Source organism: Streptomyces sp. V4I2, assembly GCF_030817655.1.
Classification (GTDB): domain Bacteria; phylum Actinomycetota; class Actinomycetes; order Streptomycetales; family Streptomycetaceae; genus Streptomyces; species Streptomyces plumbiresistens.
This window is the reverse complement of sequence record NZ_JAUSZM010000003.1, coordinates 2,952,991-2,973,579: the sequence shown is the minus strand read 5'-3', so window position 1 is coordinate 2,973,579 and position 20,589 is coordinate 2,952,991. Positions and strand designations below refer to the sequence as shown.

The window sequence follows — 20,589 nt, the reverse complement described above, 5'->3', positions numbered from 1 at the left end:
GATGTCAGGGTGACCGCACCGTTGACTCCTCCTCCGCCGCCGCACGAACAGCCCGCACACAGTGCGTGGCAGGCTTCGCCTCCCGGGTACGTGGCTCCCGCGCCGGACGCGTCGGACGGCGCGCACGGTTCGTACGGACAGGACGGTCCCGGGATGAAGACCGAAGTGCGGGAGGCCGCCGTCATCACGGTGGCGGTGGCGCTCGGCGGGGTGCTGCTCGGGCTGCTGTGGTGGTGGCTGGCGCCGCACGTGCCGCTGGTCGGCGGCCTGGACGAGCAGGGCAACTGGGTCGTCTACCTCAAGGACACCGAGGGCGAACAGGCGGTCGGTGTCGACGGAACGTTCACTCTGCTGGCGCTGGCCTTCGGCGTGGTGAGCGCGCTCGCCGTGTTCCTCGTGCGCAGACGTGGGGGAGCGCCGCTGGTCGTGGCGCTCACCGTCGGCGGGCTGCTCGGGTCGCTGCTGGCGTGGCGGCTCGGCGTGTGGCTCGGGCCGGCGCAGGACGTCCTCGCGCATGCCAAGGATGTCGGCAAGGGGGTCACGTTCTCGGCGCCGCTGAAGCTGGGCGCGAAGGGGGCGCTGCTGGCGTGGTCGCTGGCCGCGCTGGTCGTGCATCTGGGGCTGACGGCACTGTTCGGGCCCCGGGATCCGGACCCGTACGCCCACCAGCAGGGACCGGTCCCGAAGGACGGGTACGGGACCCCGCCGGCGTAGCCGTCGGCTAGGCGGGCCGCCTTCCGTGATTGGAGCGGCCCTTCTTGGTGCGCCACTTGCGTTTGCGCGTTTTCTTCGACATGTCCCTCGTACTTAACCGAGGAACGGACCCGCGTCGAGGGGTCAGGCGCGCCCGATGGAGGCCACCACCGCTTCGGTGAGCTTCGCCAGGTCGTCCGGGGCGAGTTCGACCTCCAGGCCGCGGCGGCCCGCCGAGACGCAGACCGTCGGATGGACGGCGGCCGACTCGTCCAGGACCGTGGGCAGTTTCTTGCGCTGGCCGAGCGGGGAGATGCCGCCGCGGACGTACCCCGTGGTGCGTTCGGCGAGCGCCGGGTCGGCCATCGCGGCCCGCTTGCCACCGACGGCTGCCGCGAGCGCCTTGAGGTCCAGCTGGCCGGCCACCGGGACGACGGCGACGGTCAGCGTGCCGTCGACGTCCGCGACCAGCGTCTTGAAGACCCGCTCCGGCGAGACGCCCATCGCCTCGGCCGCCTCCTCGCCGTACGAGGGGTGGGCGGGATCGTGGTCGTAGGAGTGCACCGTGTACGGCACTCCCGCGGCCGTCAGGGCCACCGTCGCGGGCGTGCCGCCCGGCTGCTGCTGCTTCTTCGACTTCTTCGCCATCGCGGCCTGATCCCGCCCGTTCCCCAGTGGTCGTACGTCAGTTGAGACTTCTCGGGGCCCGCGTCAGCTCCGCCGCGGGCAACGACGGCAGGTTACGGATGATCGCCGTCTCCGTGCGAAGGAGTTTCAGTTCGTCGCGCAGCCGGGACGCGGTGTCCGGGGCCTGGAGCAGGCGCTGCTTGGTCGGGATGTCGAGCATCATCGCGGCGGCCACGAGATACGAGACGACCGACGGCTCGTCCGGCAGGTCGGCGCCGGTGGACAGGGACCGCTCGCGCGCGCCCGCCAGGCGCTTCTGGTACTGACGGAACGCCCGCAGCACGCCCTCCGCCAGCGCCCCCGCCTCCTCGCCCGGATCCTCCTCCAGCTCCTCCAGCTCCGCCGTCAGGAACGGACCCGACGCGTCGACCGACAGCAGCCGCACCCGGGCTGTGCCCGTCGCCAGTACCTCGAAGGTGCCGTCGGCCCGCTCCCGGACCGTCGCGGCGTCGGCGATGCAGCCGACCGAGTGGAACGCCTTGACCGGGTCGTCGCCGAAGCCGGCGGCGGCGCCCTGCTCGGGTACGGCGGTCTGGTCCGGCAGGCCGGGTGAGCTCGGTGCCACCTCGTGGCCGTCGCGGATCGCCACGACGGCGAACCGGCGCGGCTCGTCCTCGGGCGTCTTCAGCAACTCGCGCATCATGGCGCGATAGCGCTCCTCGAAAATGTTCAGCGGAAGGACGAGCCCCGGAAGCAGCACGGAGTTCAGAGGAAAGAGCGGCAGCCGGACGGTGGTCACGACGCAAAAGCCTAATGGTCGCCGGAGTGGGCGCGTCCGCCGTGCTCACTCCGTGGATGGCGGGGGACCGGGTTCCGGCCGACCTCGTTGCGGACCGCGTCGCGACGCGCGTCGCGGATCTCGTCGCGGATCTCCAGGAACCGGCCCAGCGGGTCGTCCGAGATCCGGTCCCAGGGGAAGGAGGTGGCGTACGGACCGATCAGGCGCAGTTGCTCCGCGGCGTCCGTCCAGCGGTCCAGCCGTACCAGGACGTACATCAGCTTGTTCCGCACCTGGGCGGGCCACGGATCGGCCGCCGGGAACCGGGCGGAGAGCGCGATCGCCCGGTCGGCCGCCGCGTCCAGCCGCTCGCCCGGCACCTCGGGGCCGCAGCCGTCGGTCAGATAGGAGAAGGCCGCCCGCGCCGGGAGCGCCTGGACGAGGGAGTCGGCCGGAGCGTCCTGCGCGGCCAGCTCGGCGAAGTCGAAGCACGCGTGGTGGGAGCCGTGCCAGGAAGCGGCGAGGTAGCGCAGGGCCGCCACATGGCAGCCGTAGTGGTGCGGGTCGCGGCGGACCGCGGCCGCCCACAGCTCCTCGACGTACCTGGGCCCGGCCTGCGCGCCGCGCGCGTGGTCCAGCGCGATCCGCCACGGCACCGGGTCGCGGTCGTCGCCGTGCGCGGCGGCCGTGATCAAGGGGGTCGCCTGGCGCAGCAGCTCCGCCCGGGCCGGTGACTGCCAGGAGCGCTCCAGCACGAGCTGGGCGCCGACGAGCAGCGCGTCCGGGTCGTGCGGGGCGGCCTTGCGCCAGTCCTCGTACCACTCGTCCCGCGAGCGTGCGAAGGCCGCCAGTCTCCGCGCGTAGCGGTCGCGGTTCTCCCAGTCGGCGCCGGTGCGGGTGGCGGCGAGCAGGTCCGCGGCGGGCCGGTACTCGCCCTGCGCGGCCGCGACCAGGGCGGGGCCGAGCCGGTCGTCGGGCGCGTCGAGGAGCGCCTCGTCGTCGGCGGGGTCGGCGGGCGGTCCGACGGCGAGGCGCGAGGGCTTCCGGGGCATCCGCGAGGAGCGGATGAAGGGGGGCAGGAGAGCCATGGTGTCGACCATTGAAAGACCGCAGGTCAATGGAGCGCCAGAGCGAAAGGACAACTCGTGAAAAGTTGTACGCGCTACGGTCAAAGACAAGTAAAAAGATGAGCATTCAACAACTTGTCCGGCGTACGCCCCGCAAGCCCGCTAGCTGCGCCGCAACAGCCGCGTGGCCCCCGCCGCCACCGTCGTCGCCAGGATCCAGCCCAGCAGGACGATCGCGGCGGCCAGCCACTGCCAGCCGCCGCTCAGCTGCCAGAACCCGACCTGACCGAGGTCGATGACCGGCAGGAGCAGGTCGAGCGCGAACAGGGCGGGGTTCCAGTCCGGATGCTCGCCGCGCTTGAGCGGTGGATGACTGGCGTGCGCGAAGGCCACCGAACTCGCCGCCCACAGCACCGCCATCCATACGGCGGCCCGGCCCGGCCGGTATCCGTAGGCGACCGTCCAGTCCTGCACGTACCCCCACAGCTTGGCGGCGACCGGCAGGCTCTCGCGGCGGCGGCGCTGCTTGGCGAGCAGTACCTCGCGGGCGTCTTCGTCCTCGCCGCCGGTCCGCAGCACGGCGGCCAGTCGCTCGTACGGCTCCGGGTTGTACTCGGCGGTCGCGGCCGCCACCCACTCCAGCCGCTCGTTCAGCGGGAACGGGCCGCGCGGCACCAGGTTCTCGTAGCTGAAGCCGCCCATGTGCAGCCGGCCCGGGCCCGGCCAGGCGTCCGCCCGATCCATCAGGTTGACGACCCGCGCCCCCGACAGCACCACCGTGCCCCGCGCCGGCCGCTCCCCGAGGAAGCGCAACTCGGGTGTCTGCAGGCGGCGCAGCGACAGCTCCTGCTCGTCGGTGAGGGTGAACCGGGCCCGCTCCAGGTCGACCGCGTCCCCGAACCGCCCGTCGTCCAGGCGCAGCCCGCCCTGGCACTCGAACCGCTGGATGCGCGTCCCGCGCGCGGGTGTCGTGCCGCTCAGCAGGACGTTGCCGACGCCCGCCGGGGTCAGGTACAGCGAGCGCTCCACGGTCAGCTGCGGGGCGTTCAGGGCGAGCCGCGAGTACGGGTTGACCAGCCGGGCGCCGCGCAGGCTCAGCGAGACGCCGATCTTGGCGCTGCGCAGGCTCAGCTCGCCGTGCGACTCCAGCATCTCGGCCTGGAGGTCCTGGCCGACGGTCATGCCGTCCGCAGCGATCGAGCGTCCGCTGCGGTCGCGGTAGACGATCGCCTGGTTGAGCAGCAGATCCGTGCCGATCTGCGCGTCGGTGAGCCGTATGCCGTTCTGGAAGCGGCAGCGCGGCAGGTGCAGATCGCCCTCGGTGTGCACCCGGGCAGCCTCCAGGCGCGGCACCGAGCACTCCACCATCCGTACGGTCGTGAAGTGGGCCTCCGGCAGCAGGACGTCCCGCTCGAAGCGGCAGCCGCGCATCTCGACGTACGGCACCACGGTGCCGCCCGCGAGGTCCAGGGTCCCGCTGATCTGCACCCCGACGAGCTTGAGGGAGGACACGCGGCCCGCGAGCGCGGGCGGTCCGTCCAGAAGCAGCCAGCACACGATGCGGGCCCGCACGGTCCGCTCGGGCCCCCAGGGGTGCCCGCCGTGCGGATCGTCGACAACTGTGTCACCGCTGCTCAGGTCGTACACGCTGCCGTTGCGGAAGGCCTGCCACATTCCGGCCTCGGCGGCGGTCAGATCGTCCGGCAGGTCTGCGTCGTCCCGGATGCCGGCCCCCTCGGTCACCAGTCTTCCGTCCTCCCCAGTAGTTCTTCCCCAGTTGTTCTTCGTCGTTTCGTACAACTGTTCATGCCCGCTGGGTGACGCCCCGAACGCCCAACGTGAAGGGGATCTTCCGGGTTCCCGCCCGCGGTCTGTATCAGCCATTGATACGCGCGAACGACGCCTTATCCGGGTCTGAGAGAATTGACGACGTGATCTCTCGAATCGATCTGCGCGGCGACGCCCTTCCCGTGGGCCCCGCCCTGCGCGACCTGCTGCCCCGAGCCGACTTCGACGTCTCGGCCGCCCTGGAGAAGGTGCGTCCGATCTGCGAGGCCGTGCATCATCGGGGCGACGCGGCGCTGATCGACTTCGCCGAGAAGTTCGACGGGGTCAGGCTCGACCAGGTGCGCGTGCCCGCCGCGGCACTCACCCGCGCCCTCGAGGAACTCGACCCCGCCGTGCGCGCGGCCCTGGAGGAGTCCATCCGCCGCGCCCGTCTCGTCCACCGCGAGCAGCGCCGTACGACGCACACGACCCAGGTCGTGCCCGGCGGTTCCGTCACCGAGAAGTGGGTGCCGGTCGACCGGGTCGGGCTGTACGCGCCCGGCGGGCGGTCCGTCTACCCCTCCTCCGTGATCATGAACGTGGTGCCCGCGCAGGAGGCCGGCGTCGAGTCGATCGCTCTCGCCTCCCCGGCGCAGGCCGACTTCGGTGGCCTGCCGCACCCGACGATCCTCGCCGCGTGCGCGCTCCTCGGGATTGACGAGGTGTACGCGGCCGGCGGCGCGACCGCCGTCGCGATGTTCGCGTACGGCACCGAGTCCTGCCCGCCCGCCAACATGGTCACCGGTCCCGGCAACATCTGGGTCGCCGCCGCCAAGCGCTACTTCACCGGCAAGATCGGCATCGACGCCGAGGCCGGCCCGACCGAGATCGCGGTCCTCGCGGACGACACCGCCGACCCGGTGCACGTCGCCTCCGACCTGATCAGCCAGGCCGAGCACGACCCGCTGGCGGCCGCCGTGCTCGTCACCGACTCCGTGGACCTCGCGGACGCGGTGGCGAAGGAACTGGAGCCGCAGGTCGCGGCCAGCAAGCACGTCGAGGACCGGATCGTTCCGGCCCTGGGCGGCAAGCAGTCCGCGATCGTGCTGGTCGACGGCATCGACGAGGGACTCAGGGTGGTCAACGCGTACGGCGCCGAGCACCTGGAGATCCAGACGGCCGACGCGGCCGCCGTGGCCGAGCGGGTCCGCAACGCCGGCGCGATCTTCATCGGTCCCTGGGCGCCGGTCTCGCTCGGCGACTACGCGGCCGGGTCCAACCACGTGCTCCCGACCGGCGGTTGCGCCTGTCACTCCTCCGGGCTGTCCGTGCAGTCCTTCCTCCGGGGCATCCACATCGTCGACTACACGAAGGACGCGCTGGCCGACGTGGCGCATCACGTGGTGACGCTGGCGGAGGCGGAGGACCTGCCGGCGCACGGGGCGGCGATCAAGGCCAGGTTCGGGTGGAAGGTGCCTGAGAACAAGTGAGCTTCGGAATCGACGATCTCCCCGTACGGGACGAGCTGCGCGGCAAATCGCCTTATGGCGCGCCCCAGTTGGACGTGCCCGTACGGCTGAACACCAACGAGAACCCCTACCCGCTGCCCGAGCCGCTGGTCGAGCGGATCGCCGAGCGCGTCCGCGAGGCGGCCCGCAACCTCAACCGCTACCCGGACCGCGACGCCGTGGAGCTGCGCACGCGCCTCGCCGAGTACCTGACGGACACCTCCGGCCATCCGGTCGGCCTGGCCAACGTCTGGGCGGCCAACGGCTCCAACGAGGTCATCCAGCAGCTGCTGCAGACCTTCGGCGGACCGGGCCGTACGGCGATCGGCTTCGAGCCGTCGTACTCGATGCACGGTCTCATCGCACGCGGGACGGGTACGGGCTGGATCTCCGGCCCGCGCAACGAGGACTTCACGATCGACCTCGCCGCCGCCGAGAAGGCGATCGCCGAGAACCGGCCGGACGTCGTCTTCATCACCACCCCCAACAACCCCACGGGCACCGCGGTCCCGCCGGAGACCGTCCTGGCCCTCTACGAGGCAGCGCAGGCCGCGAAGCCCTCGATGGTCGTGGTCGACGAGGCGTACATCGAGTTCAGCCACGGCGACTCACTGCTGCCGCTCATCGAGGGCCGGCCGAACCTCGTCGTCTCGCGGACGATGTCGAAGGCGTTCGGCGCGGCGGGCCTGCGCCTCGGCTATCTCGCCGCGCACCCGGCCGTCGTGGACGCCGTCCAGCTCGTACGCCTGCCGTACCACCTCTCCGCGATCACGCAGGCGACCGCGCTGGCCGCCCTTGAGCACACCGAGACGCTGCTCGGCTATGTCGAGCAGCTGAAGGCCGAGCGGGACCGGCTGGTCTCCGAACTGCTGGCGACCGGCTACGAGGTGACGGCCTCGGACGCCAACTTCGTGCAGTTCGGGCGGTTCGACGACGCCCATGTGGTGTGGCAGCAGATCCTCGACCGGGGTGTCCTGGTCCGGGACAACGGGGTGCCGGGATGGCTGCGGGTCACCGCGGGGACCCCCGCCGAAAACGACGCGTTCCTCGACGCGGTCCGTGAGTTGAAGAAGGAGCAGAGCGCATGAGCCGCGTTGGACGTGTGGAACGGGTGACCAAGGAGACCTCGGTTCTCGTCGAGATCGATCTCGACGGGTCCGGCAAGGTCGACGTGTCGACAGGGGTCGGTTTCTACGACCACATGCTCGACCAGCTCGGCCGGCACGGTCTGTTCGACCTGACCGTGAAGACCGAGGGCGACCTGCACATCGACTCGCACCACACCATCGAGGACTCCGCCCTCGCGCTGGGCGCCGCCTTCAAGCAGGCCCTTGGCGACAAGGTGGGCATCTACCGCTTCGGCAACTGCACGGTCCCGCTGGACGAGTCCCTCGCCCAGGTCACCGTCGACCTGTCCGGCCGCCCCTACCTCGTGCACACCGAGCCCGAGAAGATGGCGCCGATGATCGGCGAGTACGACACCACGATGACCCGGCACATCCTGGAGTCCTTCGTCGCCCAGGCGCAGATCGCCCTGCACGTGCACGTGCCCTACGGGCGCAACGCGCACCACATCGTGGAGTGCCAGTTCAAGGCGCTGGCCCGGGCCTTGCGCTACGCCAGCGAGCGCGACCCGCGCGCGGCCGGCATCCTGCCTTCGACGAAGGGCGCGCTCTAGCCATGAACGGCACCTCGACCGTCCTGATCGTCGTCGGCCTCTTCCTCCTCGGCGGCATCTACTCCTTCGTCAAGCAGCAGATGCCGAAGAACCTCATCGTGCTGCTGTCCATCGGCGCCGCGATGTGTCTCGTCGCGGGCGTCATGAGGCTGGAGGTGTGGAATTGAGCGCAGGATCGAAAAAGGTCGTCGTCTTCGACTATGGCTTCGGCAACGTCCGTTCCGCCGAGCGTGCCCTCGCCCGTACCGGTGTCGACGTCGAGATAACCCGTGACTTCGACCGGGCCATGAACGCCGACGGCCTGCTGGTGCCGGGCGTCGGCGCCTTCGCCGCTTGTATGAAGGGCCTGAAGGAGGCGCGCGGCGACTGGATCGTCGACCGGCGCCTGTCCGGCGGACGCCCGGTGATGGGCATCTGCGTCGGCATGCAGATCCTCTTCGCGCGCGGCATCGAGCACGGCGTGGAGACCGAGGGCCTGGACGAGTGGCCCGGCTCGGTCGAGCCGCTGCAGGCCGAGATCGTGCCCCACATGGGCTGGAACACCGTCGACGCGCCGGCCGACTCGCAGCTCTTCGCCGGGCTGGACGCGGACGCGCGCTTCTACTTCGTGCACTCCTACGCCGTCCACGACTGGAGCCTGCAGACGCACAACGCGGCGATCCGGGCCCCCAAGGTCACCTGGTCGACCCACGGCAAGCCCTTCGTGGCCGCCGTGGAGAACGGCGCCCTGTGGGCCACTCAGTTCCACCCCGAAAAGTCCGGCGACGCCGGAGCGCAGCTGCTGAACAACTGGATCGGAACCCTCTGATGTCTTCCAACCCCTCGGGACGGCTCGAACTCCTGCCCGCCGTGGACGTCCGCGACGGCCAGGCGGTCCGGCTCGTCCACGGCGAGTCCGGCTCGGAGACCTCGTACGGCTCGCCCCTGGAGGCGGCCCTCGCCTGGCAGCGCTCGGGCGCCGAGTGGCTGCACCTGGTCGACCTGGACGCGGCGTTCGGCACCGGCGACAACCGGGCCGTGATCGGCGAGGTCGCCGAGCGCATGAAGGACATGCACATCAAGGTGGAGCTGTCCGGCGGCATCCGCGACGACGCCGCGCTCGCCGCCGCCCTGGCCACCGGCTGCACCCGGGTGAACCTCGGCACGGCTGCCCTGGAGACCCCTCAGTGGGTCGCCAAGGTCATCTCCGAGTACGGCGACAAGATCGCGGTCGGGCTCGACGTCCGCGGCACGACCCTGCGCGGGCGTGGCTGGACCAGCGACGGCGGAGACCTCTACGAGACGCTGGAGCGCCTCGACAAGGAGGGCTGCGCGCGGTACGTGGTGACGGACATCGCCAAGGACGGCACGCTGCAGGGCCCGAACCTGGAGCTGCTGCGCAACGTGTGCGCGGCGACCGATCGGCCGGTCGTGGCCTCCGGTGGCGTGTCGTCCCTGGACGACCTGAGGGCCATCGCCGAACTGGTACCCCTCGGTGTCGAGGGCGCCATCGTCGGGAAGGCCCTGTACGCGAAGGCGTTCACCCTCGAAGAGGCCTTGGAGGCGGTAGACCGGTGAGCGATCTGCGACGCGTCACGACCGGCGCGCCCTGGGAGGACACCTTCGGGTACTCCCGTGCGGTGGAACTGCCGAACGGTCTGGTGCTGGTCTCCGGCTGCACGTCGATAGTGGACGGCCAGATCGCCGGGGGCGACCCGCACGAGCAGACGGTCAACGCCTTCAACGTCGCGTTCGCGGCGCTCGGGCAGCTGGGCCTCGGCCGCGAGGACGTCGTACGGACGCGCATGTACATCACCCATGCCCGGGACGTGGAGGACGTCGGACGCGCTCACAAGGAGCTGTTCGACGACGTCCGGCCCGCCGCATCCATGATCATCGTCTCCGGCTTCGTGGACCCCAGCCTGGTGGTCGAGGTCGAGGTGGAGGCGTTCCGAGGAGCACCCGCATGACCCTGGCCGTACGAGTCATCCCCTGCCTGGACGTGGACAACGGCCGGGTCGTCAAGGGCGTCAACTTCCAGAATCTGCGCGACGCGGGCGACCCCGTCGAGATGGCCAAGGTGTACGACGCCGAGGGCGCCGACGAGCTGACGTTCCTCGACATCACCGCCTCGTCGGGCAACCGCGAGACGACGTACGACGTGGTGCGCCGCACCGCCGAGCAGGTCTTCATCCCGCTCACGGTCGGCGGCGGCGTCCGTACGGCCGAGGACGTGGACAAGCTGCTGCGGGCGGGCGCGGACAAGGTCGGGGTGAACACCGCCGCCATCGCACGGCCCGAGCTGATCCGTGAGATCGCGGAGCGGTTCGGCCGGCAGGTGCTGGTGCTGTCGGTCGACGCGCGCCGGACCGAGAGCGGGTCCTTCGAGGTGACGACCCACGGCGGCCGCAGGGGCACCGGCATCGACGCCGTCGAATGGGCGCACCGGGCGGCCGAGTTGGGCGCGGGCGAGATCCTGCTCAACTCGATGGACGCGGACGGCACGAAGGACGGCTACGACATCGAGATGATCGAGGCCGTCCGCAAGCACGTGACCGTGCCGCTGATCGCCAGTGGGGGAGCGGGGCAGCTGGCCCACTTCCCGCCGGCCATCGCCGCGGGCGCGGACGCCGTACTCGCCGCGTCCGTCTTCCACTTCGGGGATCTGCGGATCGGTGAGGTGAAGGAGACGCTGCGGGGGGCGGGGCATCCCGTGCGGTAGCGCTCCGCTGGGTTGGGCTGGGGGTGGGGTTGGGGTGGGGTCGGGTTTTCGGCTGCGGGTTGTGGGGGCTGGTCGCGCAGTTCCTCGCGCCCCTTGGTGGGTGTCCGCTCGGTTCTTGGCTGCGGGTTGTCCGGGGCTGGGTGCCTGCGCCCTTGTGGCGTGCGCCTGGTCAGTTGTCGAACGCCGAAGCCAGCGCGTCCCGTTCCAGGCCCAGGGCCGTTTCCGTGAAGCGGGCGATGGTCCGGCGGACGTCCACGATGCCCCGGTTCACTCCGAGCGAGGAGTGGACGATGACGCCGTCCAGCGCCGTGAGCAGCTGCCAGGCCAGCGGGTCGGGATCGTGCGGGGCGAAGCGGTCCTCGCGCAGGCCCCGTTCCAGGACCGCGACCAGCAGGCCGTGAGTGGTGCGCATGGCGTGGTCGACGGCCGCGTGGACCCGCGGTTTGCGGGCCGCCAGGTACCAGGCGTCGAGCCACACCGTCTTGTGCGGCTCCGGGCTCTCCGAGACCCAGACGCGCAGGATGTGCCGTAGACCGGCCACCGCGTCGCCGAGTTCCTCGGCCTCCTCGAAGGTGCGCTCGAAGTCGGTGGTGACGGCGTGCGTGAACGCCTCGGCCTCCAGCGCCTCCACCACGTCGAAGTAGTGGTGGACCAGGCCAGGCGCACAGCCGAGCCGGGCGGCGACGCCGCGGTACGTCACGGCCGCGAGCCCCTCCTCGAGCGCGAGGGCCGCCGCCGCCTCGATGATCTCCTGTCGCCGCTCGGCGGGGGACAGGCGTCGGCTCCTGGCGGTGGGCTGCGTTGCGCTCATACGGGACTTCATACGTCAGGCGGCACGGTCCGGGCAAACCCCGGGTTTCTTTATTGGCCACATGGCCAACAATCCTTGACCCCTCCGTTCGTACCGTGGTGGACTCCTTGCCGTCCCCTTCTGTTGGCCTTGAGGCCAATAACTCGTGCGGTGGTACCCATGGACCCTCAGCAGGTACTGGCCCCGGCAACGGCCACAGGTCTGCCCGACTCCGGCGGCGACCTGCCCGGCCGGGTCGAGGTCCGCGGCATCGACCACATCCTGGACGCGGAGCGCCACGGGCGTCCGCGCGAACTCTTCTGGGTGTGGTTCGCCGCCCAGATCACCTACCTCTACTTCGTCCTCGGCGGCGTGATCCTGCTGCTCGGGCTGACCCTGTGGCAGTCCGTGCTCGTGATCGTCGTGGGCAATCTCTACTGGGTCGGCGTGGGTGTCCTCGCCGTCAGCGGCCCGCCGTCCGGCACCCCGAGCGTGGTCGTCACCCGCGCGATGTACGGCGTACGCGGTAACCGGCCGCTCAGTGCGGGCATCGGCTGGCTCGTCGCCATCGCCTACGAGGCCGTCAACCTCGCCCTCGGCGCACTCGCCGGATTCGCGCTGGCCGACCACCTCGGGCTGAGCGTCTCCGGCCCGGTCAAGGTGGCCGTCCTGCTCGTCACCGCGGTGCTGACCTTCTCCGTCAGCGTCTACGGCCACGCGACCATCGTGCGGATCAGCCCCTACTGCACCGCCGTCCTCGCCGCCGTGATGGTGCTGCTCGCGGTCTTCGTCCTGCGCGAGGCGGACACCGGCTACGTCCCCGAGGCTCCCCTGCACGGCGGCGACCTGCTCGCCACGCTCTCGGTCGGCGTCGCGATCATCGCCGCCGTACCGCTGTCCTGGGCGAACGGCGCGGACTACGCCCGCTATCTGCCGCGTACGGTCTCCATGCCCCGGGTGCTGTCCTACACCGCACTGGGAGGCTTCCTCCCGGCTGTCGGGCTGGGGATCCTCGGCATCCTCGCCGGCACCCGGATCGACATGGGGGACCCGCAGGGCAACCTGGCCGAGATCGTGCCGGGCTGGTTCTATCCGCTGTTCCTGTTCGTGATCGTCTTCAGCTCGATCACGAACAACATCCTCACCGCGTACTCGTCGGGCCTGTGCCTCCAGTCGATGGGACTGAAGGTCAGCCGGGCCCGGTCCGTGTTCCTCGACGCGGCGCTGAGCATGGCCCTCGCCGCGTACGCCCTGTTCGTCAACGACTTCACCGACTCGCTGAGCCGCGCCCTCGAACTGACGGTGGTCGTGCTCGCCCCGTCCATGGCGCTGTACGTCGCCGACATCGTCCTGCGGCGCAATCGCTACGACGGCGTCGCCCTGCACGACGAGACGCCCACCGGCCGGTTCTGGTACCGGGGCGGTTTCAACATCGCCGGCACGGCCGCACTCGCCGTCGGCACCTTCGGCACGGTGCTGTGCGTGAACACCACCGACTTCCAGGGGCCGCTCTCGGGCGCCCTCGCGGGCGGTGACGTGAGCTTCCTGGTCGGGCCCGTCCTGACGGTGGCGGTGTACGCGGCGCTGTGGCGCTGGAGCGAGGGTCGTCATGCGTGAGCAAGGTGTGCTGACCACCGCCGATCTGGAGGATCTCGCGCTCGGCTGCGCCGTGTACGGCACCGGCGGTGGCGGTGACGTCTCCGGCGAGTCGCTGGCGGCGTTCCTCGCCCTCAAGGCCCACGGCGACGTATCCCTCGTACGGATGGCGGACCTGCCGCCCGACGGGCTGATCCTGCCCCTGTCGATGATCGGGTCGCCGACCGTCGGCCAGGAGATGCTGGGCAGCGGCCGGGAGGCGGCAGCTGTCCGCGAGGAGGTCGAGCGGCTGACCGGGCGGCCCGTCGCCGCGGTGATGGCCATGGAGATCGGCGGCGCCAATGGCGTGGCGCCGGTCGGGTGGGCGGCCCAGCTCGGGCTGCCCCTCGTCGACGCCGACGGCATGGGGCGGGCCCTTCCCGAACTGCAGATGGTGTCCATGCACGTCGCGGGGCTCGAACCGTCCGTCGTCGTGCTCGTCGACGCGCTCGGCAACCTCGCCACGCTCCGGCCGGTCGACGCGGCCTGGGCCGAGCGGTGGGGACGCGCGCTGTGCGTCGCCTCGGGCTCCTCCGCCCTGCTGGCCGACCATCTGCTCACGCCCGCCGACCATGGCGCGGTCGTCCACGGCTCCGTGTCCCGGGCCCTGGAGGCGGGCCGCGTGATCCGCACCGCTGAGGAGCCCATGGACGCGCTCGTGACGGCCCTCGGCGCCCGGCGCCTGCTGACCGGCACGATCGAGGACCTGGACCGGGACACGGACGAGGGGTTCGTCCGCGGGAGCGTGACCGTGTCCGGACGCGGCCTCGACCTCGGCCGGGAGCTCCGCGTCGACCTGCAGAACGAGAACCTGGTGGCGCGGGAGGGGGAGTCGGTCCTGGCGAGTGTGCCGGACCTGATCTCGATCTGCGACACGCGCACCGGCATCCCGATCGCCACCGAGTCGCTGCGCTTCGGCCAGCGGGTCACGGTGATCGCCTGGCCGTGCGACCCGCTGTGGCGCACGGCGCGGGGGCTGGAGACGGCGGGGCCGGCGGCCTTCGGTTACCCGCACCCTTACGTGCCGGTGGAGACCCTGCCGGAGAGGAACAGTCGGTGAGCCGTCGTACAGCGCCGTGGCTGCGCATCGGCATCGACGTCGGCGGCACCAACACGGACGCCGTGGCCCTCGACTCCGACGACCGCCTCGTCGCCCGCGCCAAGCGGCCGACCTCCGACGACGTCACCGGCGGCATGCGGGCGGCGCTGGCGGTGGTCCTGGCGGAGCTGGGCGCGCGGGCCGGTGACGTACGGAGCGTCATGGTCGGCACGACCCACGCCACCAACGCCGTCGTCGGACGCCGCGATCTCGCGAAGGTCGGCGTCCTGCGGATCGGCGCCTCCGTCACCGCCGCGGTCCCGCCCCTCGCCGACTGGCCCGAGGATCTGCACCGCGCGGCCGTGGCGGGCACCGCCCAGGTCGACGGCGGACACCTGATCGACGGCTATCCCGTGGCGCCGCTCGACGTCGAGGCGGTCAAGCGCTTCCTGGGCGACCTCGCGGGACGGGCGCAGGCCATCGCCGTCACCGGTGTCTTCAGCCCGGTCCACCCGGAGCACGAACTCCGGGTCGCCGACCTCGTACGAACGGAACTCGGCCCCGGGGTCCACACGTCGATGGGCCATCAGATCGGCGCCCTCGGTCTCCTCGCCCGCGAGAACTCGACCGTCCTCAACGCGGCCCTGCGGCCGACGGTGGCCGCGGTCACGAGCGCCCTCGGTCACGCCCTCGACGAACACGGGCTGGACGTCGCCACGTACTTCACGCAGAACGACGGCACGCTGATGGACGCGGCCCACGCCGACCGCTTCCCCCTGCTCACCATCGGATCGGGACCGTCGAACTCCCTGCGGGGAGCCGCGTTGCTGACCGGGCTGGCCGAGGCCGTCGTGGCCGACGTCGGCGGCACCACCACCGACCTCGGCGTCCTCGTCGACGGCTTCGCGCGCGAGAGCGCGGCCGGCAGTGTCATCGGCGGTGTCCGGACGAACCTGCCGATGCCCGACGTGCTGTCGATCGCCTACGGCGGCGGAACCGTCGTGTACGAGGACCGTACGGGACCCGAATCCGTCGACCGGGCGATCACGGCGCACGCCCTGGTCTTCGGCGGCGCGACCCCCACGCTCACCGACGCGGCCGTCTTCGCCGGCCGGCTCACGCTCGGCGACCGTGCCCGCCTCGGGTCGGGGCCGGGCGGTCGCCTGAAGGCCGCGGTCGAGGACTTCGACCAGCATCTTTCCGAAGCCGTCAGCCTCGTCTCCCACGGCCGCCGCGACCAGCCGGTCGTCGCCGTGGGCGGCGCGGCCGGGCTGATCCCCGCCACGGTGGACGGCCACAGCGTCGAACGGCCCCGCCATGCCGATGTCGCCAATGCGGTGGGCGCGGCGCTCGCCCTGGTCAGCGGCGAGCACGAGACGGTCGTCCCGGCCGGCTCGGGCCGCCTGGACGCCCTGGAGGAGGCCCGGGAGACCGCGGTCGCCCGAGCCGTCGCGGCGGGCGCGGATCCCGTCGGCACGGCCGTCGTCCGCATCCGGGAGGTTCCGCTCAGCTACGGCGGCCGGCGTTCGATCAGGGTCGCTGTGAAGGCGGTCGGGCCTTTGGCTGCTCCGAGCTGATCTCCGGGACCTCCGGGATCTCCCGACCAGTATGAAAGGAAAGTTGCGCAAAATATATTGTGCAAGTTTTCTTTCGTACCTACGGTTGGGGCATGGCAAGCAAGGAGAACCGCCCGATCACCGACGTGGGGACGCTGAAGGCGCTGGCGCATCCCTTGCGGGCGAACCTGTACCGGGCCCTGTCCGTGGCGCAGGTCGCGACTGCCTCGCAGCTCGCCGACCAGGTGGACGAGGCCGTGTCGCTGGTCAGCTACCACCTGCGCAAGCTCGCCGACCACGGGCTGATCGAGGAGGCCGAGCCGCAGCGCAAGGACGGCCGAGAGCGTTGGTGGCGGCCGTCGTCCGACGGCGTGAGCATCCGCGACGCGGACTTCCGGGACGCCCCGGAGAAGGCCGCGGCGCACACGGCGGCCGCGCGCCTGTTCCACGACCAGCGCGCCGACCTGTACCACCGCTACCTGGACGAGCGTGCGGCCTGGGGCCCCGAGTGGAACACCGCCTCCCAGGACACCGAGTCCTGGCTGCGCCTGACCCCGGCCGAACTGACCGAGCTGAACGAGGAGTTGCTCGCCCTCGCCAGGAAGTACGACGAGAAGGGCCGGGCCGCCGAAGCAGCCGGCGACACCGAAGGGCGCGCGCACGTCGCGCTGCACCTGTACGCCTTCCCGTTCCGCGTCTGACCGCGTGTGACCGCGTGTGACCGCGACCGATCCGCGTCCGGTTCGTGAACGATCCGCGAATGATCCGCGAATGATCCGCGAATGATCCGCGACCGAGAGGACCCCTTCCCGTGAGCGCGACACTCACCGCCCCGGGCCCCGCCACCGACAGACCGGCCCACCGCGACCCCAACGTCGTGCGCTGGCTGGCCGCCTACACCTCCTCGATGGTCGGCGACAGCGTGTACTACCTCGCCCTGTCCTGGGCGGCCGTACAGGCCGGGACGCCCTCGCAGGCCGGCGTGGTCATGGCGGTGAGCGCCGTGCCGCGGGCGCTGCTCATGCTGGGCGGGGGAGTGATCGCCGACCGGTTCGGGCCGCGCAGGGTCGTCATCGGCAGTGACGCGGTGCGGTGCGCGGCCGCGCTCGCGGTGGCGGCGCTGCTGTTCTTCACCAGCCCCGGACTGTGGCCGCTGGCCCTCCTCGCCCTGGTCTTCGGCACCGTCGACGCCGTGTTCATGCCGGCCGTGGGTGCCCTCCCCGCGCGCGTGACGAGCCGCGCCCAGCTCGCGCGCGTGCAGGGCATGCGGGGTCTGGCAATCCGCTTCGCGAGCGTCGTCGGCGCCCCGCTCGGCGGTCTCGCGGTGGCGGTCGGCGGCGCGTCGGCGGCCTTCGGGCTGGCCGGCCTGCTGATCGCGGTGTCGGTGCCGCTGCTGGTCTCCGTACGGCTGCGGGACCTGCCCCCGGACGACAAGGCGGCCGCCCGCGCCGACACCGCCCGGCGCGACCTGGTGGCCGGACTGCGCTACATACGCCGACACCGCGTGCTCGCCCCGCTGATGCTGGCCATCGCCCTCGGCGACCTCGGGTTCGTCGGCCCCCTCAACGTCGGCCTGACCCTGCTCGCCGACGAGCGCGGCTGGGGCGCCTCCGGCATGGGCTGGGTGCTCGCCGGGTTCGGCACCGGCGCGGGCGCCGCGTCCCTGCTGCTGACCGTGCGTGGGCGCCTGCCGTACGCCGGGCAGGTCGCGGCGTACACCATCCTCGCGGGCTCGGTCGCGATCGGCGCCCTCGCCTTCGTCCCGGGCGTCCTCGCGGCCGTCGGGGTGGCCCTGCTCATCGGGCTGCTCGCCGGACTCAGCGGCGCCATGTGCGGCGCCCTGCTGCAGACCCAGGCGGACCCCGCCTATCTGGGCCGGGTCACCGCCGTGTCCGGCCTGGTGAGCCTCGGCTTCGCCCCGCTGAGCATGCCGCTGTCCGCCGCCGCCATCGGCGCCTGGGGGACCGGCCCGGTCTTCGTCGTCAGCGCCGTGGTCTGCGGGCTCGGCGGGGTCGTCGCCCTGGGCGTACGGGACCTGCGGCGCGCGGAACTGCCCCGCTGAGGCCCCGTACGCCCCTTCTCGGATAACGATTCTCAGATGCCGAGCTGCTTCGCCCCGTGCAGCTTGTCGATCGCCTCCTTGTCGCCGTCCAGGTCGACCTTGGCCTCGTTCTGGCGGCCGTAGAGGAACAGCAGCAGCTCCGAGGGCTCGCCCGTCACCGTCACGACCGGCGTGCCCCGGTGGGCGACCGCCGTCTGGCCGTCCGGGCGGCGCAGCACCAAGCCTGTCGGAACGCTGCGGCCAATGACGCGGGCGGTGCGCTCCAGGCGGGACCACAGGGTGTCCTGGAAGACCGGGTCGAGCTCGCGCGGGGACCAGTCGGGCTGGGCGCGGCGGACGTCCTCGGTGTGGACGTAGAACTCGATGGTGTTGGCGGCCTCGTCGAGCTGCTTGAGGGAGAAGGGCGAGAACCGGGGCGGGCCGGTCCGGATCAGCTGGATCAGCTCTTCGTACGGCTTGGCCGCGAACTCGTCCATCACCTTCTCCAGGCGTGGCCCGAGCTGCTTGATCAGCATCCCGCCGGCCGCGTCGGGGCGGCGCTCGCGCACCACCACGTGCGCGGCCAGGTCACGGGTGAGCCAGCCCTCACACAGGGTCGGGGCCTCCGGGCCCGCGGCCTCCAACAGGTCGGCGAGGAGAAGTCGTTCACGCTTGGCGAAAGTCGACATGACGTCAGCCTACGACTGTCCCCGCGGTCCGCACAGTGGACACCCCACCGTGACTGTCAGTGGCGGGCGGCACAATGGCATCCATGAGCAGCAGCACGCCCAGCCCCACCAGCCGACTCGACCCCGAGATCGCCGCACGCCTCAAGCGCAGCGCCGACGGCCTCGTACCCGCCATCGCCCAGCAGTACGACACCGGAGAGGTGCTGATGCTCGGCTGGATGGACGACGAGGCGCTGCACCGCACCCTGACCACGGGCCGCTGCACCTACTGGTCGCGCAGCCGCCGGGAGTACTGGGTCAAGGGCGACACATCCGGCCACTTCCAGTGGGTCAAGTCCGTCGCCCTGGACTGCGACGCGGACACCGTGCTGGTCAAGGTCGACCAGGTCGGCGCCGCCTGCCACACCGGCGCGCGCACCTGCTTCGACGCCGACGTGCTGGTCAAGGACGCCGGTTCCGGCGTACCGGCCGCGGATCAGTAAGGTCAGCCGCCATGGACCTCGAGACCTTCCGCAAGCTGGCCACCGACCGCCGGGTCATCCCCGTCAGCCGCAAGCTCCTCGCCGACGGCGACACCCCGGTCGCGCTCTACCGCAAGCTCGCCGGCGAGCGCCCCGGCACCTTCCTGCTGGAGTCCGCGGAGAACGGCCGCTCGTGGTCCCGTTACTCGTTCGTCGGCGTCCGCTCCGCCGCGACCCTCACCGCGCGCGACGGACAGGCCCACTGGCTCGGCACCCCGCCCGTCGGCGTCCCGGCGGACGGCGACCCCCTCGCCGCCCTGCGCGCCACCATCGAGGCCCTGCACACCCCCCACCAGGAGGGCATGCCGCCCTTCACCGGCGGCATGGTCGGCTACCTCGGCTACGACATCGTGCGCCGCCTGGAGAAGATCGGCCCCGGCGAGCGCGACGACCTGAAACTGCCCGAGCTGACCATGCTCCTCACCAGCGACCTCGCCGTGATGGACCACTGGGAGGGCTCGGTCCTGCTGATCGCCAACGCGATCAACCACAACGACCTCGACACGGGCGTCGACGAGGCCTACGCGGACGCGGTGGCCCGCCTGGACGCGATGGAGGCGGACCTCTCGCGCGCGGTGGCCCAGCCGCCCGCCGTCCTGCCCCCCTCCGAACTCCCCGAGTACACCGCCCTGTGGGGCGGCCCCGACTTCCAGGAGGCCGTCGAGGACATCAAGGAGCGCATCCGCGCCGGCGAGGCCTTCCAGGTCGTCCCCTCCCAGCGCTTCGAAACACCGTGCACGGCAAGCGCGTTGGACGTGTACCGGGTGCTGAGGGCCACCAACCCCTCCCCGTACATGTACCTGTTCCGCTTCGACGGCTTCGATGTCGTCGGCTCCTCCCCCGAGGCCCTGGTCAAGGTCGAGGACGGGCAGGCCATGGTCCACCCCATCGCCGGCACCCGGCACCGCGGCGCCACTCCGCAGGAGGACCAGGCCCTCGCCGACGAGCTGCTCGCCGACCCCAAGGAGCGCGCCGAGCACCTCATGCTGGTCGACCTGGGGCGCAACGACCTGGGACGCGTCTGCGAACCGGGCTCGGTCGAGGTCGTCGACTTCATGTCCGTCGAGCGGTACTCGCACGTCATGCACATCGTCTCGACGGTCACCGGCAAGATCGCCGCCGGCCGTACCGCCTTCGACGTCCTGACGGCCTGCTTCCCGGCGGGCACCCTCTCCGGCGCCCCCAAGCCCCGCGCCATGCAGATCATCGACGAACTCGAGCCGTCCCGGCGCGGTCTGTACGGCGGCTGCGTGGGCTACCTGGACTTCGCCGGAGACTCCGACACCGCCATCGCCATCCGCACGGCCCTGCTGCGGGGCGGCACGGCCTACGTCCAGGCGGGCGCCGGCATCGTCGCCGACTCCGACCCACTCGCCGAGGACCAGGAGTGCCGCAACAAGGCGGCGGCGGTCCTGCGCGCGGTCCACACGGCCAACCGGCTCGCAAAGTAGGACGGGTGTCACTCAACCCCGAGTGAGGGTTCGCCCGGGGGTTCAGGC

General features: G+C 71.6%; 22 protein-coding genes. 16 read left to right on the top strand and 6 right to left on the bottom strand.

From position 1 onward, the window contains the following. Positions 1-9: 9 nt before the first annotated feature. Complete coding sequence (locus QFZ76_RS14570) at positions 10-714, top strand: AAA family ATPase (protein WP_307674133.1); 705 nt, start codon at positions 10-12, stop codon at positions 712-714. A 123-nt stretch (positions 715-837) separates the two neighbouring features. Here the strand turns inward: QFZ76_RS14570 and ybaK are convergent, their stop codons facing one another. From ybaK to QFZ76_RS14550, 4 genes are all read right to left on the bottom strand, one after another. After that, positions 838-1,341, bottom strand: a complete 504-nt coding sequence (gene ybaK, locus QFZ76_RS14565; RefSeq protein ID WP_307674132.1) for a Cys-tRNA(Pro) deacylase — start codon at positions 1,339-1,341, stop codon at positions 838-840. Positions 1,342-1,378: 37 nt separating this feature from the next. Then, complete coding sequence (locus QFZ76_RS14560; protein ID WP_266441045.1) at positions 1,379-2,119, bottom strand: LON peptidase substrate-binding domain-containing protein; 741 nt, start codon at positions 2,117-2,119, stop codon at positions 1,379-1,381. Positions 2,120-2,130: 11 nt separating this feature from the next. Continuing rightward, positions 2,131-3,198, bottom strand: coding sequence for a hypothetical protein (locus QFZ76_RS14555; protein ID WP_307674131.1), 1,068 nt, complete (start codon positions 3,196-3,198; stop codon positions 2,131-2,133). A gap of 129 nt (positions 3,199-3,327) precedes the next feature. After that, positions 3,328-4,908: an oxidoreductase gene (locus QFZ76_RS14550; protein WP_307674130.1), complete on the bottom strand. Its 1,581-nt coding sequence runs from the start codon at positions 4,906-4,908 to the stop codon at positions 3,328-3,330. A gap of 188 nt (positions 4,909-5,096) precedes the next feature. Between QFZ76_RS14550 and hisD the strand changes: the two genes are divergently transcribed. From hisD to hisF, 8 genes are read left to right on the top strand one after another with little or no spacing between them, the layout of a single operon-like run. Continuing rightward, entirely contained in the window at positions 5,097-6,422 is a 1,326-nt protein-coding gene (hisD, locus tag QFZ76_RS14545; RefSeq protein WP_307674129.1) for a histidinol dehydrogenase, read from the top strand. After that, positions 6,419-7,528: a histidinol-phosphate transaminase gene (locus QFZ76_RS14540; protein ID WP_307674128.1), complete on the top strand. Its 1,110-nt coding sequence runs from the start codon at positions 6,419-6,421 to the stop codon at positions 7,526-7,528. The genes hisD and QFZ76_RS14540 overlap by 4 nt, the downstream gene beginning before the upstream one ends. Further along, positions 7,525-8,118, top strand: coding sequence for an imidazoleglycerol-phosphate dehydratase HisB (hisB, locus tag QFZ76_RS14535; RefSeq protein ID WP_046261880.1), 594 nt, complete (start codon positions 7,525-7,527; stop codon positions 8,116-8,118). The genes QFZ76_RS14540 and hisB overlap by 4 nt, the downstream gene beginning before the upstream one ends. A 2-nt stretch (positions 8,119-8,120) precedes the next feature. Beyond that, positions 8,121-8,285: a hypothetical protein gene (locus tag QFZ76_RS14530; RefSeq protein WP_053749565.1), complete on the top strand. Its 165-nt coding sequence runs from the start codon at positions 8,121-8,123 to the stop codon at positions 8,283-8,285. Further along, positions 8,276-8,926: an imidazole glycerol phosphate synthase subunit HisH gene (gene hisH, locus QFZ76_RS14525; protein ID WP_373464299.1), complete on the top strand. Its 651-nt coding sequence runs from the start codon at positions 8,276-8,278 to the stop codon at positions 8,924-8,926. The genes QFZ76_RS14530 and hisH overlap by 10 nt, the downstream gene beginning before the upstream one ends. After that, a complete protein-coding gene (priA, locus tag QFZ76_RS14520) occupies positions 8,926-9,675 on the top strand; it encodes a bifunctional 1-(5-phosphoribosyl)-5-((5-phosphoribosylamino)methylideneamino)imidazole-4-carboxamide isomerase/phosphoribosylanthranilate isomerase PriA (protein ID WP_307674126.1) in 750 nt (249 codons plus the stop codon). Before hisH ends, priA begins: the two co-directional genes overlap by 1 nt. Further along, positions 9,672-10,067 (top strand): RidA family protein, encoded by a 396-nt coding sequence (locus tag QFZ76_RS14515; RefSeq protein WP_307674125.1) that lies wholly within the window; start codon positions 9,672-9,674, stop codon positions 10,065-10,067. Before priA ends, QFZ76_RS14515 begins: the two co-directional genes overlap by 4 nt. After that, positions 10,064-10,819, top strand: a complete 756-nt coding sequence (hisF, locus tag QFZ76_RS14510; protein WP_307674124.1) for an imidazole glycerol phosphate synthase subunit HisF — start codon at positions 10,064-10,066, stop codon at positions 10,817-10,819. The genes QFZ76_RS14515 and hisF overlap by 4 nt, the downstream gene beginning before the upstream one ends. A gap of 169 nt (positions 10,820-10,988) precedes the next feature. Here the strand turns inward: hisF and QFZ76_RS14505 are convergent, their stop codons facing one another. Next, positions 10,989-11,630, bottom strand: coding sequence for a TetR/AcrR family transcriptional regulator (locus QFZ76_RS14505; RefSeq protein ID WP_307674123.1), 642 nt, complete (start codon positions 11,628-11,630; stop codon positions 10,989-10,991). Positions 11,631-11,789: 159 nt separating this feature from the next. Here QFZ76_RS14505 and QFZ76_RS14500 point away from each other — a divergent pair, with 159 nt between their 5' ends. The 5 genes from QFZ76_RS14500 to QFZ76_RS14480 all read left to right on the top strand — a co-directional run bounded on the left by QFZ76_RS14500 (position 11,790) and on the right by QFZ76_RS14480 (position 17,901). Further along, positions 11,790-13,226 carry a cytosine permease gene (locus QFZ76_RS14500; RefSeq protein ID WP_307674122.1) on the top strand — a complete coding sequence of 479 codons (1,437 nt, stop codon included), beginning with the start codon at positions 11,790-11,792 and terminating at the stop codon, positions 13,224-13,226. Further along, positions 13,219-14,304 carry a DUF917 domain-containing protein gene (locus QFZ76_RS14495; protein ID WP_307674121.1) on the top strand — a complete coding sequence of 362 codons (1,086 nt, stop codon included), beginning with the start codon at positions 13,219-13,221 and terminating at the stop codon, positions 14,302-14,304. Before QFZ76_RS14500 ends, QFZ76_RS14495 begins: the two co-directional genes overlap by 8 nt. Next, a complete protein-coding gene (locus tag QFZ76_RS14490) occupies positions 14,301-15,860 on the top strand; it encodes a hydantoinase/oxoprolinase family protein (protein ID WP_307674120.1) in 1,560 nt (519 codons plus the stop codon). The genes QFZ76_RS14495 and QFZ76_RS14490 overlap by 4 nt, the downstream gene beginning before the upstream one ends. A gap of 92 nt (positions 15,861-15,952) precedes the next feature. Further along, entirely contained in the window at positions 15,953-16,540 is a 588-nt protein-coding gene (locus QFZ76_RS14485) for a transcriptional regulator (protein WP_307674119.1), read from the top strand. Positions 16,541-16,650: 110 nt separating this feature from the next. Next, entirely contained in the window at positions 16,651-17,901 is a 1,251-nt protein-coding gene (locus QFZ76_RS14480) for an MFS transporter (protein ID WP_307674118.1), read from the top strand. A gap of 32 nt (positions 17,902-17,933) precedes the next feature. On the opposite strand, the gene QFZ76_RS14475 is transcribed toward QFZ76_RS14480, so the two are convergent. Further along, complete coding sequence (locus tag QFZ76_RS14475) at positions 17,934-18,569, bottom strand: TIGR03085 family metal-binding protein (protein WP_307674117.1); 636 nt, start codon at positions 18,567-18,569, stop codon at positions 17,934-17,936. Between the two features lie 74 nt (positions 18,570-18,643). Between QFZ76_RS14475 and hisI the strand changes: the two genes are divergently transcribed. Next, complete coding sequence (gene hisI / locus QFZ76_RS14470; protein ID WP_373464298.1) at positions 18,644-19,051, top strand: phosphoribosyl-AMP cyclohydrolase; 408 nt, start codon at positions 18,644-18,646, stop codon at positions 19,049-19,051. A gap of 11 nt (positions 19,052-19,062) precedes the next feature. Further along, entirely contained in the window at positions 19,063-20,541 is a 1,479-nt protein-coding gene (locus QFZ76_RS14465; protein ID WP_307674115.1) for an anthranilate synthase component I, read from the top strand. Positions 20,542-20,589 lie beyond the last annotated feature (48 nt).